This is a genomic window from Advenella kashmirensis W13003 (genome assembly GCF_000506985.1).
GTDB classification, from domain to species: domain Bacteria; phylum Pseudomonadota; class Gammaproteobacteria; order Burkholderiales; family Burkholderiaceae_B; genus Advenella; species Advenella kashmirensis_A.
Map to the genome: position 1 here is coordinate 1,292,806 of NZ_KI650979.1, position 21,081 is coordinate 1,313,886.

Sequence of the window (21,081 nt, forward strand, 5' to 3'; positions counted from 1 at the left end):
GCACGCCTGGTCAAGTCTCATGATAGCGAGCCGTTGACATGACGCTCCGAAAGCCCGGGCTGACTGCCGTTCCCGAATCGGGCGGCTGCCGCTGATCCCGGACCCAGAGCCGCCAACTTTGACTGCCGCAGGCCCTCACGTGTGTGAGCCGGGGCATTTACGCATTTGCGGGCACTGATTTGCGGGTTCTGATTTCAGAGTTTCTTTGGGTTTTCCCTCGCATCCTTGCTTAGGATCTTCGCTAATTTTTACGCATTGCATATGGACCTTAGCGGGTGCCGCTAGCCGTGCAATTTTGTAAAGCCTTATATTTCATCAAATTTTTTGTGATTAGTCAATGGTTTACGAGCTAATCAGCATAATATTTGCCGTTCTGTTGTGTTATGGTTGGGCCCGGGTACGGATTCGTCCTGCACAATGCGCTTATTTATACCGCAATTGACCAGAAATGATAGCGAAATAACGGCAATTTTAAGGATATTGGAAAAAACGGTTCTTAACGCAGGAAACTTTGAAACAGCTGTGCTGCCTGTGGATAACTTTAGCCGATTCAGGGTAAAATAGGACGTTTTCAGATTGACGTCGCTATGCAAGAGTTTTGGCAATCCTGCGTGCATTCCCTGGCCCAGGAACTTCCCCCCGAACAGATGAAGGCATGGGTGCATCCCTTGTCTTTTCTCAGTTTTGATGAAGAACTGGGCGAGGTTCGTGTGTCCGCGCCAAACGCCATCAAACAGAACTGGGCCCGTACCAACTACACCCAGCGTATCCAGGAGCTTGCCAGCAACTGGTTCAACCGTCCAGGCATCCGTGTCATTTTTCAGGTGGCGCGCCGCGACCATCATGTCTCCCAGGTTCACGGCCCTGCGGTGTCGCCCCCTGCCGGGCAACCCGGTACCGAGACGGGCAGCGTGGCTGCCTCTGCCGGCCACACCAATGGCACGGCCCAGCCTCTGAACGGGCATGCAATTAACGGGGCCTCGCACGTCCAGGCGAAAGCCGCGACGCCCGCCAGCGCGACCAAAGAGCCGGTCGTCATCATCGAATCGGGCATTCAGGCGCCCGAAGACCATGTCTATAAACGTTCGCACATGAATGCGAACCTCACGTTCGAAAGCCTGGTGATCGGTAAATCCAACCAGCTTGCCAACGCCGCGTCGGCGCAGATCGTCGAAAACCCTGGCGTGTCTTCCTACAATCCCTTTTTTCTGTATGGCAGTACGGGGTTGGGTAAAACGCACCTGATGCACGCCATCGGCAATGCACTGTTCAAGGCAGGCAAGGTCAGCCGGGTTCGCTATATCCACGCCGATCAGTATTACTCCGATATGGTCAAATCGTTCCAGACCAACACGTTTGATGACCTGAAACGGTATTATCATTCGCTGGACCTGTTGCTGATCGATGATATTCAGTTTTTTCGCAAGAAAGAGCGGACCCAGGAAGAGTTCTTCCTGCTCTATGAAACCATGGTGCAGCGCGGGCGGCAGATCGTAATTACCTCCGATACCTATCCGCGTGAACTGCAGGACATCAACAACCGCCTGACCTCGCGTTTTGACTCGGGTCTCACGGTGCAGATCGAACCGCCGGAACTGGAGATGCGTGTTGCCATTTTGCTGCGCAAGGCCGAAGAAAAAACCGCCATTGTGCTCAAGGAAGAGGCCGCTTTCTTCATAGCGAAGCATTTGCGCAGTAATGTGAGAGAGCTGGAAGGCGCGTTGTCACGGGTGTCGGCCTATGCCGGTTTTCATGGCGTAAAGATCATTACGGTCGAATTTTGCAAGGAAGCGCTCAAGGATCTGCTGTCGGTGTCTATCGGCCAGATTACCGTCGAGAACATCCAGAAGACCGTGGCCGATTTTTACAAGCTGAAGGTTCAGGAAATGTACTCGAAACGCCGGCCGGCCAATATCGCCATGGCCAGGCAGATCGCCATGTACCTGGCCAAGGAATTAACACAGAAAAGCCTGCCGGAAATTGGAGATTCGTTCGGCGGAAGAGATCACACAACGGTGCTGCACGCGGTCCGTAAAATTACCGAACAGCGTGCCAAGAACGCCGAGCTGAATCACCAGTTACACGTATTGGAACAAACCTTAAAAGGATAATCATGCAACTGTTACAAGCGAATCGCGATGCGCTGCTCAAACCGCTGCAGACGGTCGCCGGGATTGTGGAGCGCCGGCATACGATGCCAATCCTGGCAAATATTCTGTTGCGCAAGGAGGGGAATAAAATTGCTTTCGTGGCAACCGACCTAGAGGTTCAGATCACCACGCATGCCGACTTCGGCGTGGGTGACGATGTGGAGTCTACAACGGTTGCTGCCCGCAAGCTGCTGGATTTTGTCCGTGCCCTGCCCGCCGCCAACGAGGTCAAGCTCAAGCTGCAGGATAGCAAACTGGGAATCCAGTCCGGTAAAAGCCGTCTGGAACTGCAAACGCTCAATGGTTCGGAATACCCGACAGTATCGGTGCCGGAAAGCTGGAATGTATCATTTTCCATTCCTCAAAGGGCGCTGCGCAAACTGTTCGGCATGGTGCATTTCGCCATGGCGCAGCAGGACATCCGTTACTACCTGAACGGCACGCTCATGGTGTTCGAGCCGGGCATGGTACGCGCCGTGGCCACCGATGGACACCGCCTGGCCCACGCCGCCGAAGAGATCGAAGGCATCCAGTCTTCCAGCGAAGTGATCCTGCCACGCAAAACGGTTCTTGAAGTGCAGCGCCTGCTCGACGACAGCGATGAGCCCGTCAATATCGACGTGTCTGCCAGCCAGATCCGTTTCCGTTTTGGCGACATTGAGCTTATTTCCAAGCTTGTCGAAGGCAAGTTCCCCGATTTCAAGCGTGTGATCCCCAGCGATTACACCCGTCATTTCAATGTGAATCGCGAAGCGTTGCAAAGCAGTCTGCACATCGCCTCTATTTTGATGACAGACAAGCTCAAGGGAATCAAGCTGAACCTGGAAAACAATGTATTGCAAATGAAATATATAAATGCAGACCAGGAAAATGCCCAGGATGAAATCGAAATTGATTACAGCTTTGAACCCCTGAGCGTCGGCTTCAATGTGACCTATCTGCAAGATGTGCTTTCCATGGCCAAAACAGAAGAGGTCATCTGGTCAGTCAAGCCCGACGTCAATGCATCGGCACTGATTACGCTGCCGGAAGAAAAACACTTCAAATATGTCGTGATGCCAATGCGTATCTAGAATCGTGACAGCTGGCTACCTCCCTGCCTGGCAGGGAGCAGGCCGGTTATTGTTCACAGCGGGGTGTGTATAGCGAGGCGCGCCGGTAGGTCAATCAGGTTTTCAATCGAAATATTGCCGCTGCGTTTTATTATCGCTTCCCCAAAGCAGTTATTTAATACAAGAGCTATCAACACTATGTCAGAAAATACCCAGCCAGTTCAGGAAAACGGATACGGCGCCGATTCAATCAGAATGCTCAAGGGCCTGGAGGCCGTGCGCAAGCGTCCCGGCATGTACATCGGTGATACATCCGATGGTACCGGTCTGCACCACATGATTTTCGAAGTGGTCGATAACGCCATTGACGAAGCGCTGGCCGGGTACTGCGATGACATCGTGGTCACTATTCACACGGACAACTCCATTTCCGTGACCGACAATGGCCGCGGTATTCCAACGGACATACACAAGGGCGATGAGTTCCACCGCAGCGCGGCCGAAATCGTCATGACCGAGCTGCATGCCGGCGGCAAATTCGACCAGAACTCCTACAAGGTGTCCGGCGGTTTGCACGGCGTGGGCGTGTCATGCGTGAATGCGCTGTCAGACTGGCTGCGCCTGACGATTCGCCGCGGTGGCCAGGTCCATCAGATGGAGTTCCGCCGGGGCGAGCGCGTAGAGCCGCTCAAGGTCATCGGCACCACCGATAAAACCGGTACCGAAGTGCGCTATCTGGCCGATGCCCAGATCTTCGAAAATATCGAATATCACTACGAAATCCTGTCCAAGCGGCTGCGCGAATTGTCGTTCCTGAACAATGGCGTCAAGGTGCGTCTGGTTGACGAGCGCCAGGGCAAGGAAGAGAACTTTGCGTTCTCGGGTGGTGTAAAAGGCTTTGTCGAATATATCAACCGCACCAAGACCGTTTTGCATCCCAACGTCTTTGCCGTTTCCACAGAATCGAATGGCGACGGCCCAAGCATCACCGTTGACGTGGCCATGCAGTGGAATGACAGCTATGGCGAAAGCGTGCTGTGCTTTACCAATAACATTCCGCAACGCGACGGCGGCACTCACCTGACGGGCCTGCGTGCGGCAATGACACGTGTCATCAACAAGTACATTGCCGATAACGAAATGGCCAAGAAGGCCAAGGTCGATACGACCGGCGATGACATGCGCGAAGGCTTAAGCTGCGTGCTGTCGGTCAAGGTGCCCGAGCCCAAGTTCAGCTCGCAGACCAAGGAAAAACTGGTGTCCAGCGAAGTGCGCCCGGCCGTGGAAGAAGCCGTGGCCCGCACGCTGGAAACCTGGCTGCTGGAAAATCCGACTGACGCCAAAGCCATCTGCGCCAAGATCGTAGATGCGGCAAGGGCACGGGAAGCCGCGCGCCGCGCACGGGAAATGACCCGTCGTAAAAGCGTGCTGGAAGGCGCCGGCCTGCCGGGCAAGCTGGCAGACTGCCAGGAAAAAGATCCCGCCAAATCTGAAATCTATATTGTGGAGGGTGACTCTGCGGGTGGTTCGGCCAAACAGGGCCGCGACCGCAAATTCCAGGCGATTCTGCCATTGCGCGGTAAAGTGCTGAACGTCGAAAAAGCGCGCTTTGACAAACTGATTGCCAGTGAACAGATCACCACCCTGATTACCGCGCTGGGCACCAGCATCGGACCGGACTTCAACATAGAGAAGCTGCGTTACCACCGTATCATTATCATGACCGATGCCGACGTTGACGGCGCGCACATCCGCACACTGCTGTTGACCTTGCTGTATCGTCAGATGCCGGAACTGGTTGAGCGGGGCTATGTGTATATTGCCCAGCCACCGCTGTACAAGGTCAAGGTCGGTCGTGACGAACGGTATCTGAAAGACCAGGCTGAAGAAGCCCAGTTCATGATGCAGGTGGCCCTTAAAGACGCCGGGCTTGAGCCTCAGGAAGGCGCAGACGCCATCGTTGGCGATGCGCTGGCCGAACTGGCGCGTCAGTATGTGATCTCTGACAGCGTCATTCATCGCCTGTCCAAAGTCATGGACGTCGAAGCGCTGTCCGCGATTGCCGAAGGCGTGGCCATCAATCTGGAAGATGATGCATCGGCCAAGGCCTCGGCCGAGCAGTTACAGGCCACCCTGCAGGATCCGGTGCGTCCGCAACTGGTGACGGTCACGGCAGAGTATGACCAGGAAACCGAGAAATATCGTCTGGTCCTGCGCCGCATGCATCATGGCAATATCAAGGTCACTGTATTTGATCATCGTTTCGTGGAAGGCACCGATTACGGCGTCATGTCACGTGCTGCGCATACCTTCAACGGTCTTGTCGGCAAAGGTGCACGCGTCTATCGCGGAGAAGGTGACAAGCGCAAGGAACAATACGTCAGCGACTTCCGCGAAGCGATCCAGTGGCTGCGCGGTGAAGCCGATCGCGTGGTCAGCAAGCAGCGCTATAAAGGTCTGGGTGAGATGAATCCCGATCAGCTGTGGGAAACAACCATGGATCCGAACGTGCGCCGCCTGTTGCGGGTGCAGATCGAAGATGCGATTGCTGCCGATGAAATGTTTACGACACTGATGGGCGATCAGGTGGAACCGCGACGTGCGTTTATTGAACGCAATGCGTTGAATGCGGGGAATCTGGATGTGTAGGTCTACGTTCTCATAATTAATGAAAATCCAGTTTCACAATTAGTGAAAAAATCTTTAGTTATACAGATAGCAAACAGGCCCCCATGTTTTCAAGGGAGCCTGTTTTTATTTGACCGTTGGTTGGTGAGTTTATTCTGGACAAAAAATTACCTGGAGCCATAAAGAATCTGATTTGGACATTTTAGATAAGCACACCGCAAAGTAGTAAAAAAATACTAATTAAATATTTTGCCTAAATTTTTATTTTCTATTGGTTCGCTTTAATCTCACTTCGATAGCAGATTAAGGTTATTAACGTGCGTTGCCAAAATATTTCACCCTAAGATCTCGAACACTCCCCTGCTCACGAAGTCCTAACAATTCAAGAGTGACGGGCCTCAATAAATCGCTTTGCAAGGCAAAACCAAACCCGTATTTATCTGGGTGAAATATGTTACCAACCACACGGACTGGCTGCTCTGGGTGAGTATGGGTGAAGTACTCCAGTACGGGCGCATCACCGACAAGCGCATCTACCTCATCGGACATGAGCCCCTGAACTGCTGTGTCTATATCTGTATAGCTTCGCGTTTGAATGCCCAGCTCCTGAATATAGTCTTCGGCCAAACTACCGTCTCGCACCCCAACCCGTTTTCCCGAAAGATCCGAAAGTGAATGAATTTGGTTGGTTAAAGACGTGGTTGTCATGACACTAGTGATTGAGGAGGTAATGTAAGCAATGATGCCAACACCGATCACCATCCATATTGCAGACCATATTCGGCCGACCCAGCCAAATAAATTTTTATGTGTGGTTTTACCGGTAGTGAGGATCGAAACGGTATGGAAAAAATTGTCCGCCAGACCTTCTCGCCACCGACGCGGAAATTCGCTATCGAGTCTGCGATCCACAATCGTAATAATTGCAGTCGCAAAGAGTGCGAGAATCAGCAACCAGGCAAAGGTCGCCACGTGGCCGCTGTCAATCAAGCCGTCAATTACATTCTGGAACGAACCTGACCCTTTGTTCTTTGTCATAATTCTAAGACCGGAATCATACCAGGGCTGAGTAAATGCAATTGATTGCGCTCGCTGTTTGGTAATCGTCAAGTTCGAAACCGCTGCATCGACTTCGCCGTGTTCAACCGCTTCTATCAATTTGCGGAAAGAGGGATAGCTTATATAGGTCGATGACAGTCCCATCTTTTTCTCTAGGCTTTCCCAAAGTTCAATTGCCATGCCTGAATACTGCCCGTTTTCTATTATTACAAACGGATCGCTTTTGTATACGCCAACCTTCACAAGCTTGGTAGTAGGAGGCACCCCTTGCGCAAACGCCGGCTGCGGAGATAGCACCGAGAAAAAAATAATGCTAGCGGATATAAAGAAATTGGTGATCAGTGGGTATAAAAATCTAAACAAACCGTTTATATTCCTTAAAAGAGAAATCCTTGAGTGGGCATTGACATCAAGCTGATCAAGATGATTGAGGCTGTACCGACAGGGGATAGGGCCATTAGCATGAGCCTTGGCTTGTCACCAGTATTTGATGCAGAATGCGTTAGTTCAGAACATCGAAAAGCCGCAAAATCCATGTTATTTGATAGATTAAACCGATGGTTACAAACGCCGTTTGGTATCGCTTGTTTGAGATGAAGATCGCCACAAATGCAAAGATGGCGAATGCTGCCTGGCGAATGGGGTACTCAAGCCCAAGTGACTGAAAATGCTCGATTCCTTTGATACGGGAGTCAATGAGATCAACGATAAAGAGTAGCGCCAACAATCCATAGAACCACTTGCGTCGCGATTGGAAATAGTCCTCATAACCCTTGTACTCATCCATTCGATCGGGGAAAAGTATGGCTGAAAGAAAGGCGAAGAGGATGGCGTAGGCGATGAGAAACAAATAGATTTCGAACGTCCAGCGCTGGATCGCAGACAGTCCGAATTCGAACCACCAAAAATGGATGATCGTCACCAGCAGAAATAAAACCCAGGCGAAATGAATAGGGTAGATATTATCTCGCTTAGGGTGCTGCACAAATCGCGCTAATCCGGTGACTAGACGAGTTATGCTCAGTCCGAGGACCATGCCGATAATGATGCGCACGTGCACGAAAACGTCAGGGTGAGTGACGGGGCTGTCCATGTTTATCTCCTTGGACCGGTAACGCGGTCCAGACAGCAAAGCTTAAATGACCGTCCCGTTACTAGTCTACTCCAGCTGAATGACACAAAAAAAAGCTACGGCTTGAGTTTGGTCTCTATATCCTCGTCAATCAAAGAACAATGAAGCTCAACGGGAGAATTTTTTAGTGCCGCAACATCACCGTCGATGAAATCACAGCTGAGAATAAAGTTTGCTGAGAAGTTTGTCGCTACTGCGTAGACTTTCGTAAAATTATACAGATCAGCTCTGATGATACAAGCCCAAGATGTTGGATTTCCCAAATTCAATCGACGCTTGTCAGCTATTGAAGGTTCACTAAAGAGTGTTCTTTTATTTCAAAAAAGATGTGCTGATTTTTGATTTCGATGTGCCCGTTGAACTCATGCCGTCAGTTACCTTTATTTAACCAGCCATCTTACTCAGGAGGCCGGTCAAATTCTTGTATATATAGCAATCGCCAGAGCTTAATTACAGCTGTTTAAAGCGTTTATTTGTAAAAACCCATTGATCATCGCCTGCATGTCTTCCTGGTACCGAGAGACTCTGATATAAATGCGTTGTTGAACCAGTAGTTCGTGTCGTGCGGGTCGGAAATTGGAGTGCTGGCGTTTATCATCCTCAATCACATTAACCATATTACTTTGCGTCACTATGCTTTCCCGTTTTGATCAGATCTTGCTTGCCCCAGGTCCTGACGTCCACTTGAAGGGATGGAAACGCGTTTGCGTCGAATTTCTGTTTTTTGGCATAAAAGAGGCGCGTGCGTGCCTGTTCGCCGGGCTTTTCTTTATTTTGTTATTTGTCACACCCAGGGCGGGTCTTTTAGGGATTGCGCGCTACGATCTGCTCTTTATCGGCGCGTTATTGATTCAAGTATGGATGATCGCGGCAAAACTTGAAACCCGCGATGAACTCTACGCTATCTGCCTTTTCCATATACTTGGCTTTACGCTGGAAGTCTTCAAAACATCATCCTATATACAGTCCTGGCACTATCCCGATCCGGGCTACCTGAAACTGTTTGGTGTGCCGCTCTTTTCCGGATTTATGTACGCAGCTGTCGGAAGCTATATCATTCAGGCCTGGCGACTCTTCAAATTGCGTATCACTTATCACCCGCGCTACTGGATGGCGATTGTGTGTGCTCTGCTGATTTATTTGAATTTCTTTACCCATCATTTCATCGGCGACTTCCGAGGCTACCTGCTTGCCTTTTCACTCGGGTTATACGCACGATCCACTGTTCACTTTACACCCTACGACAAAGAGCGCCAGATGCCCTTGCTGCTGTCCTTTCTGTTGATCGGCTTTTTTATATGGATCGCGGAAAACCTCGGCACGTTTTTTGGTGCATGGCGCTATCCCGACCAATTGACTGGCTGGGTGCTGGTGCATTTGGGCAAATGGAACTCATGGGCATTGTTGGTCATGATGACCTTCACCATCGTCATTCACCTGAAGCATGTCAAATCAAGCATTTCAGTTCCGAAATAACACGCTATACACATTTAAACATCGGTACGGCGCTCGCTTTGACTTAGTTCACTTATAATTGATCGGCCTCCACTCATTAGCGCTTCAAAATACATCCTTATGCGTATTCGTCACCTGTCAACGCTCGTCGGCCTCTTGCTGTCCTTTACATCCTCTTCGTTTGCCAATACGTCCTCGGGCACAAATACGGCGCCCTGGAACGAGTGGATTTCTGTCACGACCGAAGGCGAAGGACCCGATCTTATTTTAATTCCAGGACTGGCCTCGTCGCGAGAAGTCTGGAGCAAGCAGGCTGTTAATTTGCGAAAAAATTACAAACTGCACTTAGTTCAGATTTCCGGTTTTGCCGAATCGGCTCCTGCACCCAATACGGAAAGCGGTGTGGCCAAACCGGCAGTTGAAGCCATTGCAAATTATATCCGTGATAAGCATATTGTGACACCGTCGATCATCGGGCACTCTTTGGGCGGTGAAATCGCACTCATGCTTGGCGCACGCTATCCAGAGCTGGCAGGGTCACTCACTATCGTCGATGCCCTGCCTTTTTATAGCTTGTTGTTTGATCCCCAGGCTACCCCCGAGACAGTGAAGCCTCGTGCCGAAATGATCCGAAATGCAATGATAGCGGCTCCATCAGATCAGGCACTTGCTGCACAAACCCAGGCGATTGCCAACCTCGTTAAAACCGAGGCGTCGCGTCCTGCGATTGTTAGATCAGCGATGCAGTCTGACCGTAAGACGGTTGCGAATGCAACCTATGAGTTAATGACAACGGATCTTAGATCGGAGCTTAAGCACATCCGCGCTCCGGTAAAGGTTATCTATGCGTATGATGCTGCCTATGGTATCCCACCTGCTGCTGTGGACAGCATGTACAAGAACGCTTACCATTCAGTTTCCAAGGCTATATTCCAACGCATTGATGGCAGCTTTCATTTTATTATGCTCGACAAGCCTGACCAATTTGAGCGGGCGCTGACCGAATTCCTTAAACAGACCGGGTGAAGTGCACACAACCCAGGAGTCTTCCATGAGCGAACTGATCCTCACCACATACGACTGGGTTCCCAAGATGCCGCGTGGCTTTGTGCGGGATTTGCGGATACGCTGGGCTTTGGAAGAGGCCGCTTTAGCCTATCGGGTCGAAAGCACATCGTTTCGAGATCGAGGGCCCGAACACTACGCGGCGCAGCCCTTCGGCCAGGTTCCCTGGCTGACCGATGGCGATCTCACCATTTTCGAGAGCGGCGCGATCCTATTGCATCTCGGCGAGAAAAGCTCGGCACTTATACCAACAGACCCGCACGGTCGAGCCGAGGTAGTGCAGTGGGTTATTGCAGCGCTCAACTCTGTCGACCTGCCCAGCCAACCGTGGGCGCTATTCCGGTTCATGGGCTTTCCTGGAGAAGCGCCAGAGGCCAGGTTCGTGGAAGACTTCATGAAGGCGAGGCTCGATCGGATGGAAGCGGTATTAAAACGCCGCGAGTGGCTCGTAGCTGGACGATTCACAGTAGCCGACCTATTGATGGCGGACGTGCTCCGGCCGGTTAACCTGTTCGACGGGCTTGCAAATTACCCTGCTTGCAACGACTACGTCGCTCGCGCCACAGCGCGACCCGCGTTCCTTAAAGCATACGATGACCAGATGGCTCACTTTGCTGCGGCAGATACAGCCTGATACCTAACCGCATTCCCGATGGCGTTCATAGGGCCGCGTATCGCCTGTTCCATATGCAGGCGTTCAAAGCAAACCCTCCGGCGAAGTTTTTATATAGACCTTCATATCGGATTATCCAGCGGGGCATGTTGCGGATCATTGGCAAAGGTTGATTTGCCATGTTGAACCAGCTTGCGTCCGGACAGTTTACGCAAGGCAACGTAGAACACGGGGGTCAGAAACAGGCCGAACAGAGTGACCCCCAACATGCCGGCGAACACCGTGACGCCAGTAGCGGCACGAACTTCTGCGCCGGCACCATGGGAGAACAGCAGCGGAACGGTGCCGGCGATAAAGGCGATGGAGGTCATGACGATCGGACGCAGACGCAGGTGGCAGGCTTCCAGCGCCGCCTCGATAATGCTGCGGCCCTGCATTTCCAGTTCGCGGGCGAACTCAACGATCAGGATCGCGTTCTTGCATGCCAGGCCCATCAGCACCACCAGACCGACCTGTACGAATACATTGTTGTCGCCACCGGTCAGCCACACGCCGAACAGCGCAGACAACAGACACATTGGCACGATCAGGATCACGGCCATAGGTAGCGTCCAACTCTCGTATAACGCGGCCAGCACCAGAAACACCAGCAGCACGGCTAGCGGGAACACCACTAATGCCGCCTTGCCTTGCGTCGCCTGTTGGTAGCTAAGGTCCGTCCATTCGAATTGCATGCCAGGAGGTAGCACCCTCTGCGCCAATTCGGCGATTTTGCCCATCGCTTCATTCGAAGACAGCACGTGCGGATCAGCGCCGCCGGCCAGGTCGGCGGCCGGATAGCCATTGAAGCGCATCACCGGATCGGGGCCGAAGGTCTGTTTGATCTTCACGACGCTGCCGATCGGCACCATCTCGCCGCGGTCATTGCGGGTGCGCAGGTTGGCGATGTCTTCAACATCGTCGCGGAACTCGGCGTCAGCCTGTGCGATCACCTGCCAGGTGCGGCCGAACTGGTTAAAGTCATTGACGTAGGCCGACCCCAGATAGGTCTGTAATGTGTCGAATACATTGGTCAATGGCACACCCTGAGCCTTGGCCTTGACCCGGTCCACTTCTGCGTCAAACTGCGGCACGTTGGCCCGATAGCTGCTGGCCGGATAGGTCATGCCAGGCGTCTGCGAAATCGCACCTTGCAGCGCCCCCATAACATTTTGCAGTGCGCCGTATCCCATCCCTGCGCGATCTTCAACGTACAGGGAATAGCCCGCGCCATTGCCAAGTCCCAGGATCGGCGGTGGCAAGATTGAGAACGTGATGCCTTCCTTCAATGCAGAAATCTTCTGGCTGATTTCAGCATTGATTTGGGCGGCACTGCGTTTGCGTTCAGAAAACGGCTTCAGGACAGGGAAAGTCACACCTGTATTCGGTGAATTCGTGTTCTGCAATGGGTTGAAGCCCGGAAATGTCACCGTATGCGTGACGCCCTCGGTCTGCATGGCGATGTCAACCACCTTTTTGAGCAGCGCGTCGGTGCGTTCGAGTGAGGCTCCTGGCGGCAAGATGACCCCGGTGACAAGATAGCCCTTGTCCTGGTCGGGCACGAAGCCGCCTGGCACCGCCTTGAACATCACACCGGTACCGAGCAACAGCAACGCATACACGACGAATACCGCGCCACGCTTGCCCAGCACGCGAGACACGGCGCCCTGATAATTCGCTGCACTTTTCTGAAAGAACCGGTTGAACGGACGGAATAGCCAGCCGAACAAGCGATCGATCACGCGCGATGGGGCATCTTTTGGCGCATCGTGCGGCTTGAGCAATCGCGCAGCCAGGGCGGGAGACAGGGTCAGGGAGTTGACCGCCGAGATCAATGTGGAAATGGCGATGGTGGTGGCGAACTGCTTGTAGAACTCGCCGGTCACCCCAGAGAGGAACGCCATAGGTACGAATACGGCGCACAGCACCAGTGCAATGGCGACGATCGGACCGGATACCTCCGTCATCGCCTGATGCGCGGCGGCCATCGGGGTCAGCCCTTGCTCGATGTTGCGCTCGACGTTCTCGACCACGACAATGGCGTCGTCGACCACGATGCCGATCGCCAGCACCAGTCCGAACAGGCTCAGAGTGTTGATCGTGAAGCCCAACAGGTACAGCCCCGCGAAGGTGCCAACGACCGACACCGGCACCGCGACCAACGGAATGATCGACGCGCGCCAGGTCTGCAGGAACAGGATAACCACCAGCACGACCAGCAGCACCGCCTCCAGCAGTGTGCTGACGACTGCCTTGATCGAGTCGCGCACAAAAATGGTGGTGTCGTACACCGACGCATAGCTGACGCCGGGAGGGAAGCCCTTCTGGATCTCATCCATCGTGCTGATCACCTGGTTTCGGATGTCCAATACATTGGCGCCGGGCGTCTGGAATATTCCCAGCGCCACGGTGTTCTTGCCGTCCAGTTGTGAGCGCAAGCTGTAGTCGTTTGCGCCAAGCTCCAGACGGGCTACGTCGCGAAGGCGCACAATCTGGCCGTCGCGACCGCTCTTGAGCACAATATCGCCGAATTCCTCGACGGTGCTCAATCGTCCCTTCGCATTAATCAAGCTCAGAAATTGACTATTGGGCATCGGTTCAGCGCCAATCTGGCCGGCTGACACCTGCACGTTCTGCTCGCGCATTGCCGTGACGACGTCGCTTGCGGTCAGGTTGCGGGCGGCGATCTTTCCAGGATCGAGCCAGGCGCGCATGGCATAGTCGCCGCCGCCAAACACCCCAACGTCGCCGACACCCGGAATCCGTGCAAGCGCGTCCTTGACATGCAAGCGCGCGTAATTACGCAGATACTGAGAATCGTAGCGGGCGTCCGGCGAGATGAGATTGACAACCATCATGAACGTCGGTGACTGCTTTTGTACAGTCACGCCCTGGCGGCGCACGTCTTCGGGCAGACGCGCCTGTGCCTGGGCAACGCGGTTCTGCACACGCACGGTGGCATCGTCGGCGTCAGTGCCAGGGCGAAACGTCACGGTCATCTGCAGCACGCCATCGGAGCCGGCGACCGACTTGAAGTACATCATGCCTTCGACGCCGTTGATCGCTTCTTCCAGGGGCGCTGACACGGTCTCGGCAATGACCTTGGGATTGGCGCCCGGGTACACGGTGCGCACCACCACAGACGGTGGCACGACGTCAGGGTATTCGTTAGTCGGCAGGATCGGGATTGCAATCAGGCCGGCGGCGAAAATCACGATAGACAGGACCGCAGCGAAGATCGGGCGGTCGATGAAAAACTTTGAAAAATCCATAGCGCCGGTTTCCTCAGTTAGACGCGACGTTGGCTGCGTTCGGCTGCATCGGCACGGTTTTCGCATCAACCGGAAGGCCCGGCATGTACACTTTATCCACGCCGTCGACGATCACTTTGTCGCCAGGGGCGAGGCCGCTTTCGACAATGCGCAGGCCGTTGGCCTTGCGGCCAAGCTTGACGTCATGGCGCTGGGCCTTACCCTTCTCGTCAACAATCCACACGTACTTGCGATCCTGGTCGGTCAACACCGCCTTGTCGTTGATCAGCAGCGCATCGAACTGCGCGCTACCGAGCAGGCGCACGCGTGCAAACAGGCCTGGGGTGAACACCCCGTCTTTGTTGTCCAGTACGGCACGCATGCGAATGGTGCCGGTATTGCTGTCGATCTGGTTGTCAAGAAAGTCGACGGTACCGCGATGCGGGAATCCATCTTCGCCGGATAGGCCGACCTGCACGGGCAACTTGCCGTTCAGGTCGCTACCACGCCGACCATTGCGCGCCATTTCCGCATAGTGCAGGAACGCACTTTCATCGGCGTTGAAATACACATATACCTTTTCCTGCGAGACCAGCGTGGTCAGTACACTGCCTGCATCGTCGGCGTTGACCAGATTTCCGGCTGTGACTTCGGCCCTGCCTGCGAGACCCGAAATCGGTGCGCGCACTTGCGTCCACTCAACGTTCAGAAGCGCAGCATTCACGGCTGCCTCGGCCGCCTGCGCATCCGTTTGTGCGACTGCGGCGGCAGTGCGTCGTTGTTCGTACATCTCGGTGGACACGGCCCGCTGAGCGACCAGCACCCGCGCTCGTTTGGCTTCGCTGGCGCTTTGGCCGGCATGCGCGCGGGCGCGCGCCAGTTGGGCTTTGGCCTGTGCCAGGACAGTGCGGTAGCTGCTCGCATCAATGACGAACAGCACATCACCCCTGTGCACCTCGCTACCTTCGGTAAAGGCAACGCGCTCAATGTAGCCGGAGACGCGCGGGCGCAGTTTAACGGTTTCGACCGCATCAATACGGCCGTTGTAATCGTCCCACAGTCTGACGTCTTGCAGCGCTACTTGCGCGACGCTGACTGATGGAGGCGGCATGGACGCGGTTTTGGTCTGGTCACTGCAACCAGTCAGCATCATGACGGTCATGGCACTGACAAGCCATGCGGCCAATATTGGTCGCTCGAAGTAAGACATAATGGAGGAGTACATTGAAGGTGCTTCTGTTGAAAAAAAAGGAAAAAATCAAAACGGGGGTGCTGAATCACAACTGAAATTCAGTGTGTCGCCCGGCGCTGAGTGCGGAATTCGTTTCGGTCTGGCGAGGTCAAATGTCAATTGACTACAATATAGTCTGAACAATGAAATAGATAAATAGTTGAAAATGAGATAGACTGTTGTCTATAAAGACAATAATTGCTGTGGATGTACTCAAGTCGTTCCAAAGGAACGGTTTCACCCCGGTCTGCTGGTTAATCCCTCAAGTTAAAAGCCACCTACTATGTCTACGAACACATTAATAGATCTGCCAGAAATGAGATTATTCGCGGCGGTTGTAACCGATGGCTCCTTCACCGCGGCCGCGGATCGACTCGGCACGGATAAGGCGCGCGTCAGCCGTATCGTCCGACGTATGGAAGAAAAACTCGGCGCTCAGCTTCTTACCCGATCGACACGCCATCTCAGCGTCACCGAGGTTGGGCGTGATTACTTCGAACGCGCCATGTGCATCCTGACTGCTGCCGAGGCAGCCCAGGCTTCGGTAGCGCAACAGTCCAGAGAGCCAAAAGGACTGATCAAAATCACGGCGGGCGCTGAGTTCGGGACGCTGGTCGTGGACGAATGGATCGCGGCGTTTTTGCGGCAGTCACCGAAGGTAACGGTCGAGGCGGAATACACGAGCCGCCAGGTTGACATCATTCATGAAGGGTTCGATGTCGCGATTCGTGTCGGTACGCTTGATGATTCAGGGCTTTCTGCGCGCAAGCTCGGCGAGATGGTGTTTGGGCTGTATGCAGCCCCTGATTATCTGAAGCGCGGTCCGGCGTTATCCACAGTCAGCGATCTGAAGCATCACGATCTGATCATGACGAGGACGCGTGGCCGCTCGAACTGGACTCTTGTCAATGGAGCACACACAGAGAGGGTTGCGGTGTCCCCACGCAGTGCAGTCAATAGTACGATCTCTGCCAGAAACCTGGCTCTTGCAGGACTTGGAATTGCGCAGTTGCCTCGTTTCATGGCTGAGCCATATGTGACCGATGGCACGTTGTCATGGGTACTTCCTGATTGGGCAGATGCCCCCGCTCCTGTTCATGCTGTATTCGCGTCAAGCCGGTATATGGATCCCAAAGTGCGTAGTTTTGTAGATCTTATTTTGAGTACGTTTAAATGCGGTGACTGTCGTTCACGGGAAATGACGGACGACCGGCAGGAGCAGATTGCAGCTTAGCCGGCCGTCGACGTTGAGCCGCAGAACTTAACGTGATTTATGCACCACGTTGTCGCCAAAAATATTATTCTGCACCATTGGCCGCTGCAAAAATTCATGCGGAAACCCGGCCGCGACACGAGAGATGATGTTCAGGTGCTGTAAATGTTCTTCAGGCAGAACCAGTTCCAGGGCCTGCAGATTGTCCTCAAACTGACTGAAGGTGCGAGCGCCGATAATCGGTGTCACGTTCGGGCCGCTCCGCTGAAGGATCCACGCTAATGAGACCTGCGCGGCAGAGACACCCAGTTCCTTCGCAATGGTCACCACATGATCGGCAATATCCAGGTTTTTATCGGAGAGTGAGCCCATGTCAGTGGCTACTTCCTGACGTGTGGCGTTTGCTGTGTGTGTGACTGCCTCGCCTCCCAGGTGTTGACGATTGTATTTGCCGGTCAGTACACCGAAGCCCAGCGGTGACCAGCCCGTTACACCGATGCCAAGCGCGTCTGCCATGGGAAGCAATTCGCTCTCAACGGTACGCTGAATCAGACTGTATTCGATCTGCATTGCAACGAACGGCGACCAGCCGCGCAGTTCTGCCATGGTTTGCATGCGCGATACTTGCCAGGCGGGCGTGTCGGAGATACCTGCGTAAACAACCTTGCCGGCCCGGACCAAATCGTCAAAGGCCCGCATAATTTCGTCGTCTGGCGTCAGTCCGTCCCAGGCGTGCAGGTAGAGTAAATCAATATAATCGGTGTTCAATCGCTTCAGGCTGGCTTCGACAGAGCGAATCATGTTCAGCCGATGGTTGCCGCCCATATTGGGATTGCCGTTTTGCATGTTCAGTGTGTACTTGGTAGCAAGCACAACGCGTTCACGCCGATCTTTCAGGAATTGTCCCAACAGTGTTTCCGAGGTGCCGTTGGTGTAGTAATTGGCGGTGTCGACAAAATTGCCGCCGCGCTCCAGGAAGGCATCAAATATACGTTGGGCTTCACCGGTGTCTGCACCCCAGCCCCAGTCTGTTCCAAACGTCATTGTGCCCAGTGCAACGGGGCTGATGCGCAAACCGGAACGTCCCAGGGTTGTGTAGTGATTCAATTGCATGTTCGCTCCATGAAGTAAATGATAAATGTGATTGCCTCAATCGATCTGAAGTAATCATTCCCTGGCACGCTTGATGGAACATCACGACCGGGCCTTGTTCGTCAACATTGCGCTCAGATCCGGTTCCGTCGCGAGGGGACAGCCATAGCATAATGGGTGGATTGCCCGTGAAAAATAGGTAAAAATGAAATACCTTATGAAGCTGTACTAACTAATTGGATGGAAGGCATGAGCAATTTACCGGCTGAACTGATACCTGCGATTGCTGCATTTGCACGTGTTGCGCAGTGCGCCAGCTTTACCCAGGCAGCGGCACAGTTGGGCGTTTCGCCATCTGCGCTGTCCCAAAATGTGCGCACGCTGGAAAAGCGCCTGGGGGTACGGCTATTGCATCGCACAACAAGACATGTCGGGGTCACGGAACTGGGCCAGCAATTTCTGGATCAGGTCATGCCTGCTTTACAGCAACTGGATAGTGCAATTGCCGGGCTGGACGAGCGTAAAGATCAACCGGCGGGTCTGCTGCGAATCAATTTGTCTCATGTTGCTTGTGATCTACTTTTAAAGCCGCATATTGCCGGTTTTTTCGACGCTTATCCGGCGATCACACTTGAATTTATCTGTGAGAACAGACTGGTTGATGTGATTGCGGAAGGATGTGACGCCGGCATTCGGCTGGGAGAGTCATTGGTGCAGGACATGATTGCTGTACCGGTGGGTGGTACCCAGCGCATGGTCGTGTTTGCCTCGCCTGCGTATCTGGATAAATCTGATATACCGCGTAAACCGGAAGATCTGTTGCAGCATCAGTGTGTCAATATACGGCGCACAACTGGCCAGATATATCATTGGGAATTTCAGAATAAAAATCGTCACTTCGAGATGCGGGTCTCGGGCAATTTGATCGGGAACGATAATACGTCGCTTATCGATATGGTACGTGAAGGCATGGGCATCGGCTATGCCTTCGAGCAGGAGGTGAGCGACGATTTTGATCGTGGCACCCTGATGCCCCTGCTGGAATCGTACTGGCCTTCTTTTCCCGGCTTTTATCTGTACTACCCTTCGCGCCAGCATATGCCTCGCAAATTGCGGGTTTTCATTGATTACCTGCAGGCAAAAAACAGGCCTCAGGCTGATGGAAAAGTAAAAAGAACGCGCTAGCCGCACACCTGCAGTCAACTTTGCAAATGCAATAGAAAAGGGTGAAACACCGGCTGGTTCCGGCTCGTTCCAGGGACACGTGCCATTGAGTGAAGTGATTGAACGTTTTGGTTCCCATGGGCCTGCTCGACCCATGGGAGATTGAACTCCTCGTTAAACGATGCCGTGATCAGGCAGCGCGTACGGCTTTTTGACCTTCTGCTTCACTCCAGTAAGAATAGGTACGTAGCACGGTCAGTTCAAGCGTTGCCGCGTCCGATGTGCCGATCAAGGCAGCAGGGATAACGGCAGCGCCATTGGTCCACCGCATTGTCGTGCCCTTGACGTCCTGGGCAGCATTCAGACCGGTCAAAGCGGTGTCTGCCAGATCGATCTGTTGACGGCCATATGCGGTTGACACAGCAATGCCAGACAGACCAACACCGATCTGGCGCACGTCACGACGCGCCAGAGGGGTGACGTCACGAACGACGGCAGAGCGAGACAAAATGCGTACATCACCCGCATTGGCTGGCAGCGCGAAGTGATAAACGCCTTCTTTGCTGTACTCTGGAGTGGAGTACACGATAGTACCGTTCACTTCGATGCACAGGGCGGCGTCTGTGGTGCGAGAAGCGCCGGTCAGCACTTCTGCGCGGGCCAGCAGTTGTTTGCGAATGGCTTCGACAACAGGACCTTGTTGAACAACTTTGATGCCTTCAATTTGCGGGCGGCCTTCGGCAGGACCGAAATCGGGGTTCATTGCCACCTCTGCTGCATTCTGGAACATCGAACGATTACCGGTATCAACATACGACTCGGCAGGAACGCCTTCGGCGAGCATAATGTCAAATTGCTCCAGTTCGACGTGAAAGTATTCGAATACTTTTGTGTTGAACTGCTGAACGATGGTCTGACCGTTTACCAGCATCATCGCCGGCACCAATGTGCCGTCGAATGACACATGGTGGCCAGGCGATAGTGTCAGGTCACGGTGTGGTACGTTGTCGGCAATGGAATCTTTCTTGAACAGCACAGGGAAGGCACGAACCGCGTCTTTGGCGGGAATGCGGCTTTTGTACAGGGTGCGATGGCCCAGCCATTTGACTGTGGCAACGCCGCCGGAAGCGGTCAGCACTTTGTCGCCAGCTTGCAGTGTTTCAACTTTAACTTCGCCTTCCGGTGTGGCGATGTGTGTACCTTTCAGGTAGCACGCATACGTCATAGAACCACCGTCGAAAACCAATTTGGAGGGATCCAGGCCATCGGCGTTAAAACGACCAACGGTCAAGCCAAGATCATTCTTGAAGACCAAATCGCCATTCACATAAGCACCGCTAGTGGCGCCGACTACCTGGATCTGATCGCCAGCGGTTACGCCCGTGATTGTCGGATAATCGGATAGCTGAAGATTGATTCCGGTAGGATCGTAGATCAGTGTTGATGTCGCATCTTGTCCCAGGTCGATGTTAAAGGTGTTACCCACTCCCAGCGACAAAAAGCTGGATGTCATTTCGAGAGTCGAACCCTCTGATAGATTGTAGTTAAAAGTGGAGCCGATATTGACGCCCGCCAGGCCGGACAGCTTGACGTGCGCATCCTCTCCCAAGTTAATTGTATTGGTTGAAAGCAGACCAACCGAGATCGTTTGCTTTAACTCCAGAACGTTATCACTACCCGTCGCATTATTGATATTTAACGTGGTATTGGGGCTTAATGCATTGACATTCAACAGCGTATCGCCATCGTATTGACCCTGATCGACTGTCGCTGTTGTTGGCTGGAAAAGTCCGCCAATGTTTAAGTTCACTGTAGCCATTTCACCTATCCATATAAAGTTGAGTAATACCGCATCAAATACAGCAGACGGTTTTTTTGATGGCCAGTCTTCTGCTAATGCAGGCATCCGTTGTTATTACAATATGTCGCATCAAGTA

Annotated in this window: 14 protein-coding genes; 8 read left to right on the forward strand and 6 right to left on the reverse strand. The window is 53.3% G+C overall.

All coding sequences use genetic code 11. The annotated features are described in order from the left end of the window. The first annotated feature begins 587 nt into the window (after positions 1-587). From dnaA to gyrB, 3 genes are all read left to right on the forward strand, one after another. Positions 588-2,111, forward strand: coding sequence for a chromosomal replication initiator protein DnaA (gene dnaA, locus W822_RS30065; protein WP_024004278.1), 1,524 nt, complete (start codon positions 588-590; stop codon positions 2,109-2,111). Between the two features lie 2 nt (positions 2,112-2,113). Next, a complete protein-coding gene (gene dnaN, locus W822_RS30070; protein ID WP_024004279.1) occupies positions 2,114-3,223 on the forward strand; it encodes a DNA polymerase III subunit beta in 1,110 nt (369 codons plus the stop codon). A gap of 177 nt (positions 3,224-3,400) precedes the next feature. Then, positions 3,401-5,851, forward strand: a complete 2,451-nt coding sequence (gene gyrB / locus W822_RS30075) for a DNA topoisomerase (ATP-hydrolyzing) subunit B (RefSeq protein ID WP_024004280.1) — start codon at positions 3,401-3,403, stop codon at positions 5,849-5,851. Positions 5,852-6,142: 291 nt separating this feature from the next. On the opposite strand, the gene W822_RS30080 is transcribed toward gyrB, so the two are convergent. Continuing rightward, positions 6,143-7,252, reverse strand: a complete 1,110-nt coding sequence (locus W822_RS30080; RefSeq protein ID WP_253272239.1) for a transporter substrate-binding domain-containing protein — start codon at positions 7,250-7,252, stop codon at positions 6,143-6,145. Positions 7,253-7,391: 139 nt separating this feature from the next. Beyond that, positions 7,392-7,982, reverse strand: coding sequence for a hypothetical protein (locus W822_RS30085; RefSeq protein ID WP_024004282.1), 591 nt, complete (start codon positions 7,980-7,982; stop codon positions 7,392-7,394). Between the two features lie 672 nt (positions 7,983-8,654). On the opposite strand from W822_RS30085, the gene W822_RS30090 reads away from it, so the two are divergent. The 3 genes from W822_RS30090 to W822_RS30100 all read left to right on the forward strand — a co-directional run bounded on the left by W822_RS30090 (position 8,655) and on the right by W822_RS30100 (position 11,175). Continuing rightward, positions 8,655-9,497: a DUF817 domain-containing protein gene (locus W822_RS30090; protein ID WP_024004283.1), complete on the forward strand. Its 843-nt coding sequence runs from the start codon at positions 8,655-8,657 to the stop codon at positions 9,495-9,497. Between the two features lie 99 nt (positions 9,498-9,596). Then, positions 9,597-10,502 (forward strand): alpha/beta fold hydrolase, encoded by a 906-nt coding sequence (locus W822_RS30095; RefSeq protein ID WP_024004284.1) that lies wholly within the window; start codon positions 9,597-9,599, stop codon positions 10,500-10,502. A gap of 25 nt (positions 10,503-10,527) precedes the next feature. Then, positions 10,528-11,175, forward strand: a complete 648-nt coding sequence (locus W822_RS30100; protein ID WP_024004285.1) for a glutathione S-transferase family protein — start codon at positions 10,528-10,530, stop codon at positions 11,173-11,175. 101 nt (positions 11,176-11,276) lie between these two features. On the opposite strand, the gene W822_RS30105 is transcribed toward W822_RS30100, so the two are convergent. Then, positions 11,277-14,465, reverse strand: coding sequence for an efflux RND transporter permease subunit (locus tag W822_RS30105; RefSeq protein WP_024004286.1), 3,189 nt, complete (start codon positions 14,463-14,465; stop codon positions 11,277-11,279). Positions 14,466-14,478: 13 nt separating this feature from the next. Next, positions 14,479-15,654: an efflux RND transporter periplasmic adaptor subunit gene (locus W822_RS30110; protein WP_051401619.1), complete on the reverse strand. Its 1,176-nt coding sequence runs from the start codon at positions 15,652-15,654 to the stop codon at positions 14,479-14,481. 304 nt (positions 15,655-15,958) lie between these two features. Here W822_RS30110 and W822_RS30115 point away from each other — a divergent pair, with 304 nt between their 5' ends. Beyond that, on the forward strand, positions 15,959-16,909 hold the full coding sequence (locus tag W822_RS30115) for a LysR family transcriptional regulator (protein WP_253272240.1): 951 nt from the start codon (positions 15,959-15,961) through the stop codon (positions 16,907-16,909). Positions 16,910-16,936: 27 nt separating this feature from the next. On the opposite strand, the gene W822_RS30120 is transcribed toward W822_RS30115, so the two are convergent. Beyond that, positions 16,937-18,001, reverse strand: a complete 1,065-nt coding sequence (locus W822_RS30120; protein ID WP_024004290.1) for an aldo/keto reductase — start codon at positions 17,999-18,001, stop codon at positions 16,937-16,939. 228 nt (positions 18,002-18,229) lie between these two features. Between W822_RS30120 and W822_RS30125 the strand changes: the two genes are divergently transcribed. Beyond that, positions 18,230-19,165: a LysR family transcriptional regulator gene (locus W822_RS30125; protein ID WP_051401704.1), complete on the forward strand. Its 936-nt coding sequence runs from the start codon at positions 18,230-18,232 to the stop codon at positions 19,163-19,165. 169 nt (positions 19,166-19,334) lie between these two features. Here the strand turns inward: W822_RS30125 and W822_RS30130 are convergent, their stop codons facing one another. After that, positions 19,335-20,963 (reverse strand): Hint domain-containing protein, encoded by a 1,629-nt coding sequence (locus tag W822_RS30130; protein WP_024004292.1) that lies wholly within the window; start codon positions 20,961-20,963, stop codon positions 19,335-19,337. Positions 20,964-21,081 lie beyond the last annotated feature (118 nt).

Bases quoted from the DNA above. Each gene is read 5' to 3' on its own strand.
- W822_RS30090 (WP_024004283.1), top strand. From the start codon at position 8,655: ATGCTTTCCCGTTTTGATCAGATCTTGCTTGCCCCAGGTCCTGACGTC.
- W822_RS30105 (WP_024004286.1), bottom strand. From the start codon at position 14,465: ATGGATTTTTCAAAGTTTTTCATCGACCGCCCGATCTTCGCTGCGGTC.
- W822_RS30115 (WP_253272240.1), top strand. From the start codon at position 15,959: ATGTCTACGAACACATTAATAGATCTGCCAGAAATGAGATTATTCGCG.
- W822_RS30120 (WP_024004290.1), bottom strand. From the start codon at position 18,001: ATGCAATTGAATCACTACACAACCCTGGGACGTTCCGGTTTGCGCATC.
- W822_RS30125 (WP_051401704.1), top strand. From the start codon at position 18,230: ATGAGCAATTTACCGGCTGAACTGATACCTGCGATTGCTGCATTTGCA.
- W822_RS30085 (WP_024004282.1), bottom strand. From the start codon at position 7,982: ATGGACAGCCCCGTCACTCACCCTGACGTTTTCGTGCACGTGCGCATC.
- W822_RS30100 (WP_024004285.1), top strand. From the start codon at position 10,528: ATGAGCGAACTGATCCTCACCACATACGACTGGGTTCCCAAGATGCCG.
- W822_RS30095 (WP_024004284.1), top strand. From the start codon at position 9,597: ATGCGTATTCGTCACCTGTCAACGCTCGTCGGCCTCTTGCTGTCCTTT.
- W822_RS30110 (WP_051401619.1), bottom strand. From the start codon at position 15,654: ATGTCTTACTTCGAGCGACCAATATTGGCCGCATGGCTTGTCAGTGCC.
- dnaN (WP_024004279.1), top strand. From the start codon at position 2,114: ATGCAACTGTTACAAGCGAATCGCGATGCGCTGCTCAAACCGCTGCAG.
- dnaA (WP_024004278.1), top strand. From the start codon at position 588: ATGCAAGAGTTTTGGCAATCCTGCGTGCATTCCCTGGCCCAGGAACTT.
- gyrB (WP_024004280.1), top strand. From the start codon at position 3,401: ATGTCAGAAAATACCCAGCCAGTTCAGGAAAACGGATACGGCGCCGAT.
- W822_RS30130 (WP_024004292.1), bottom strand. From the start codon at position 20,963: ATGGCTACAGTGAACTTAAACATTGGCGGACTTTTCCAGCCAACAACA.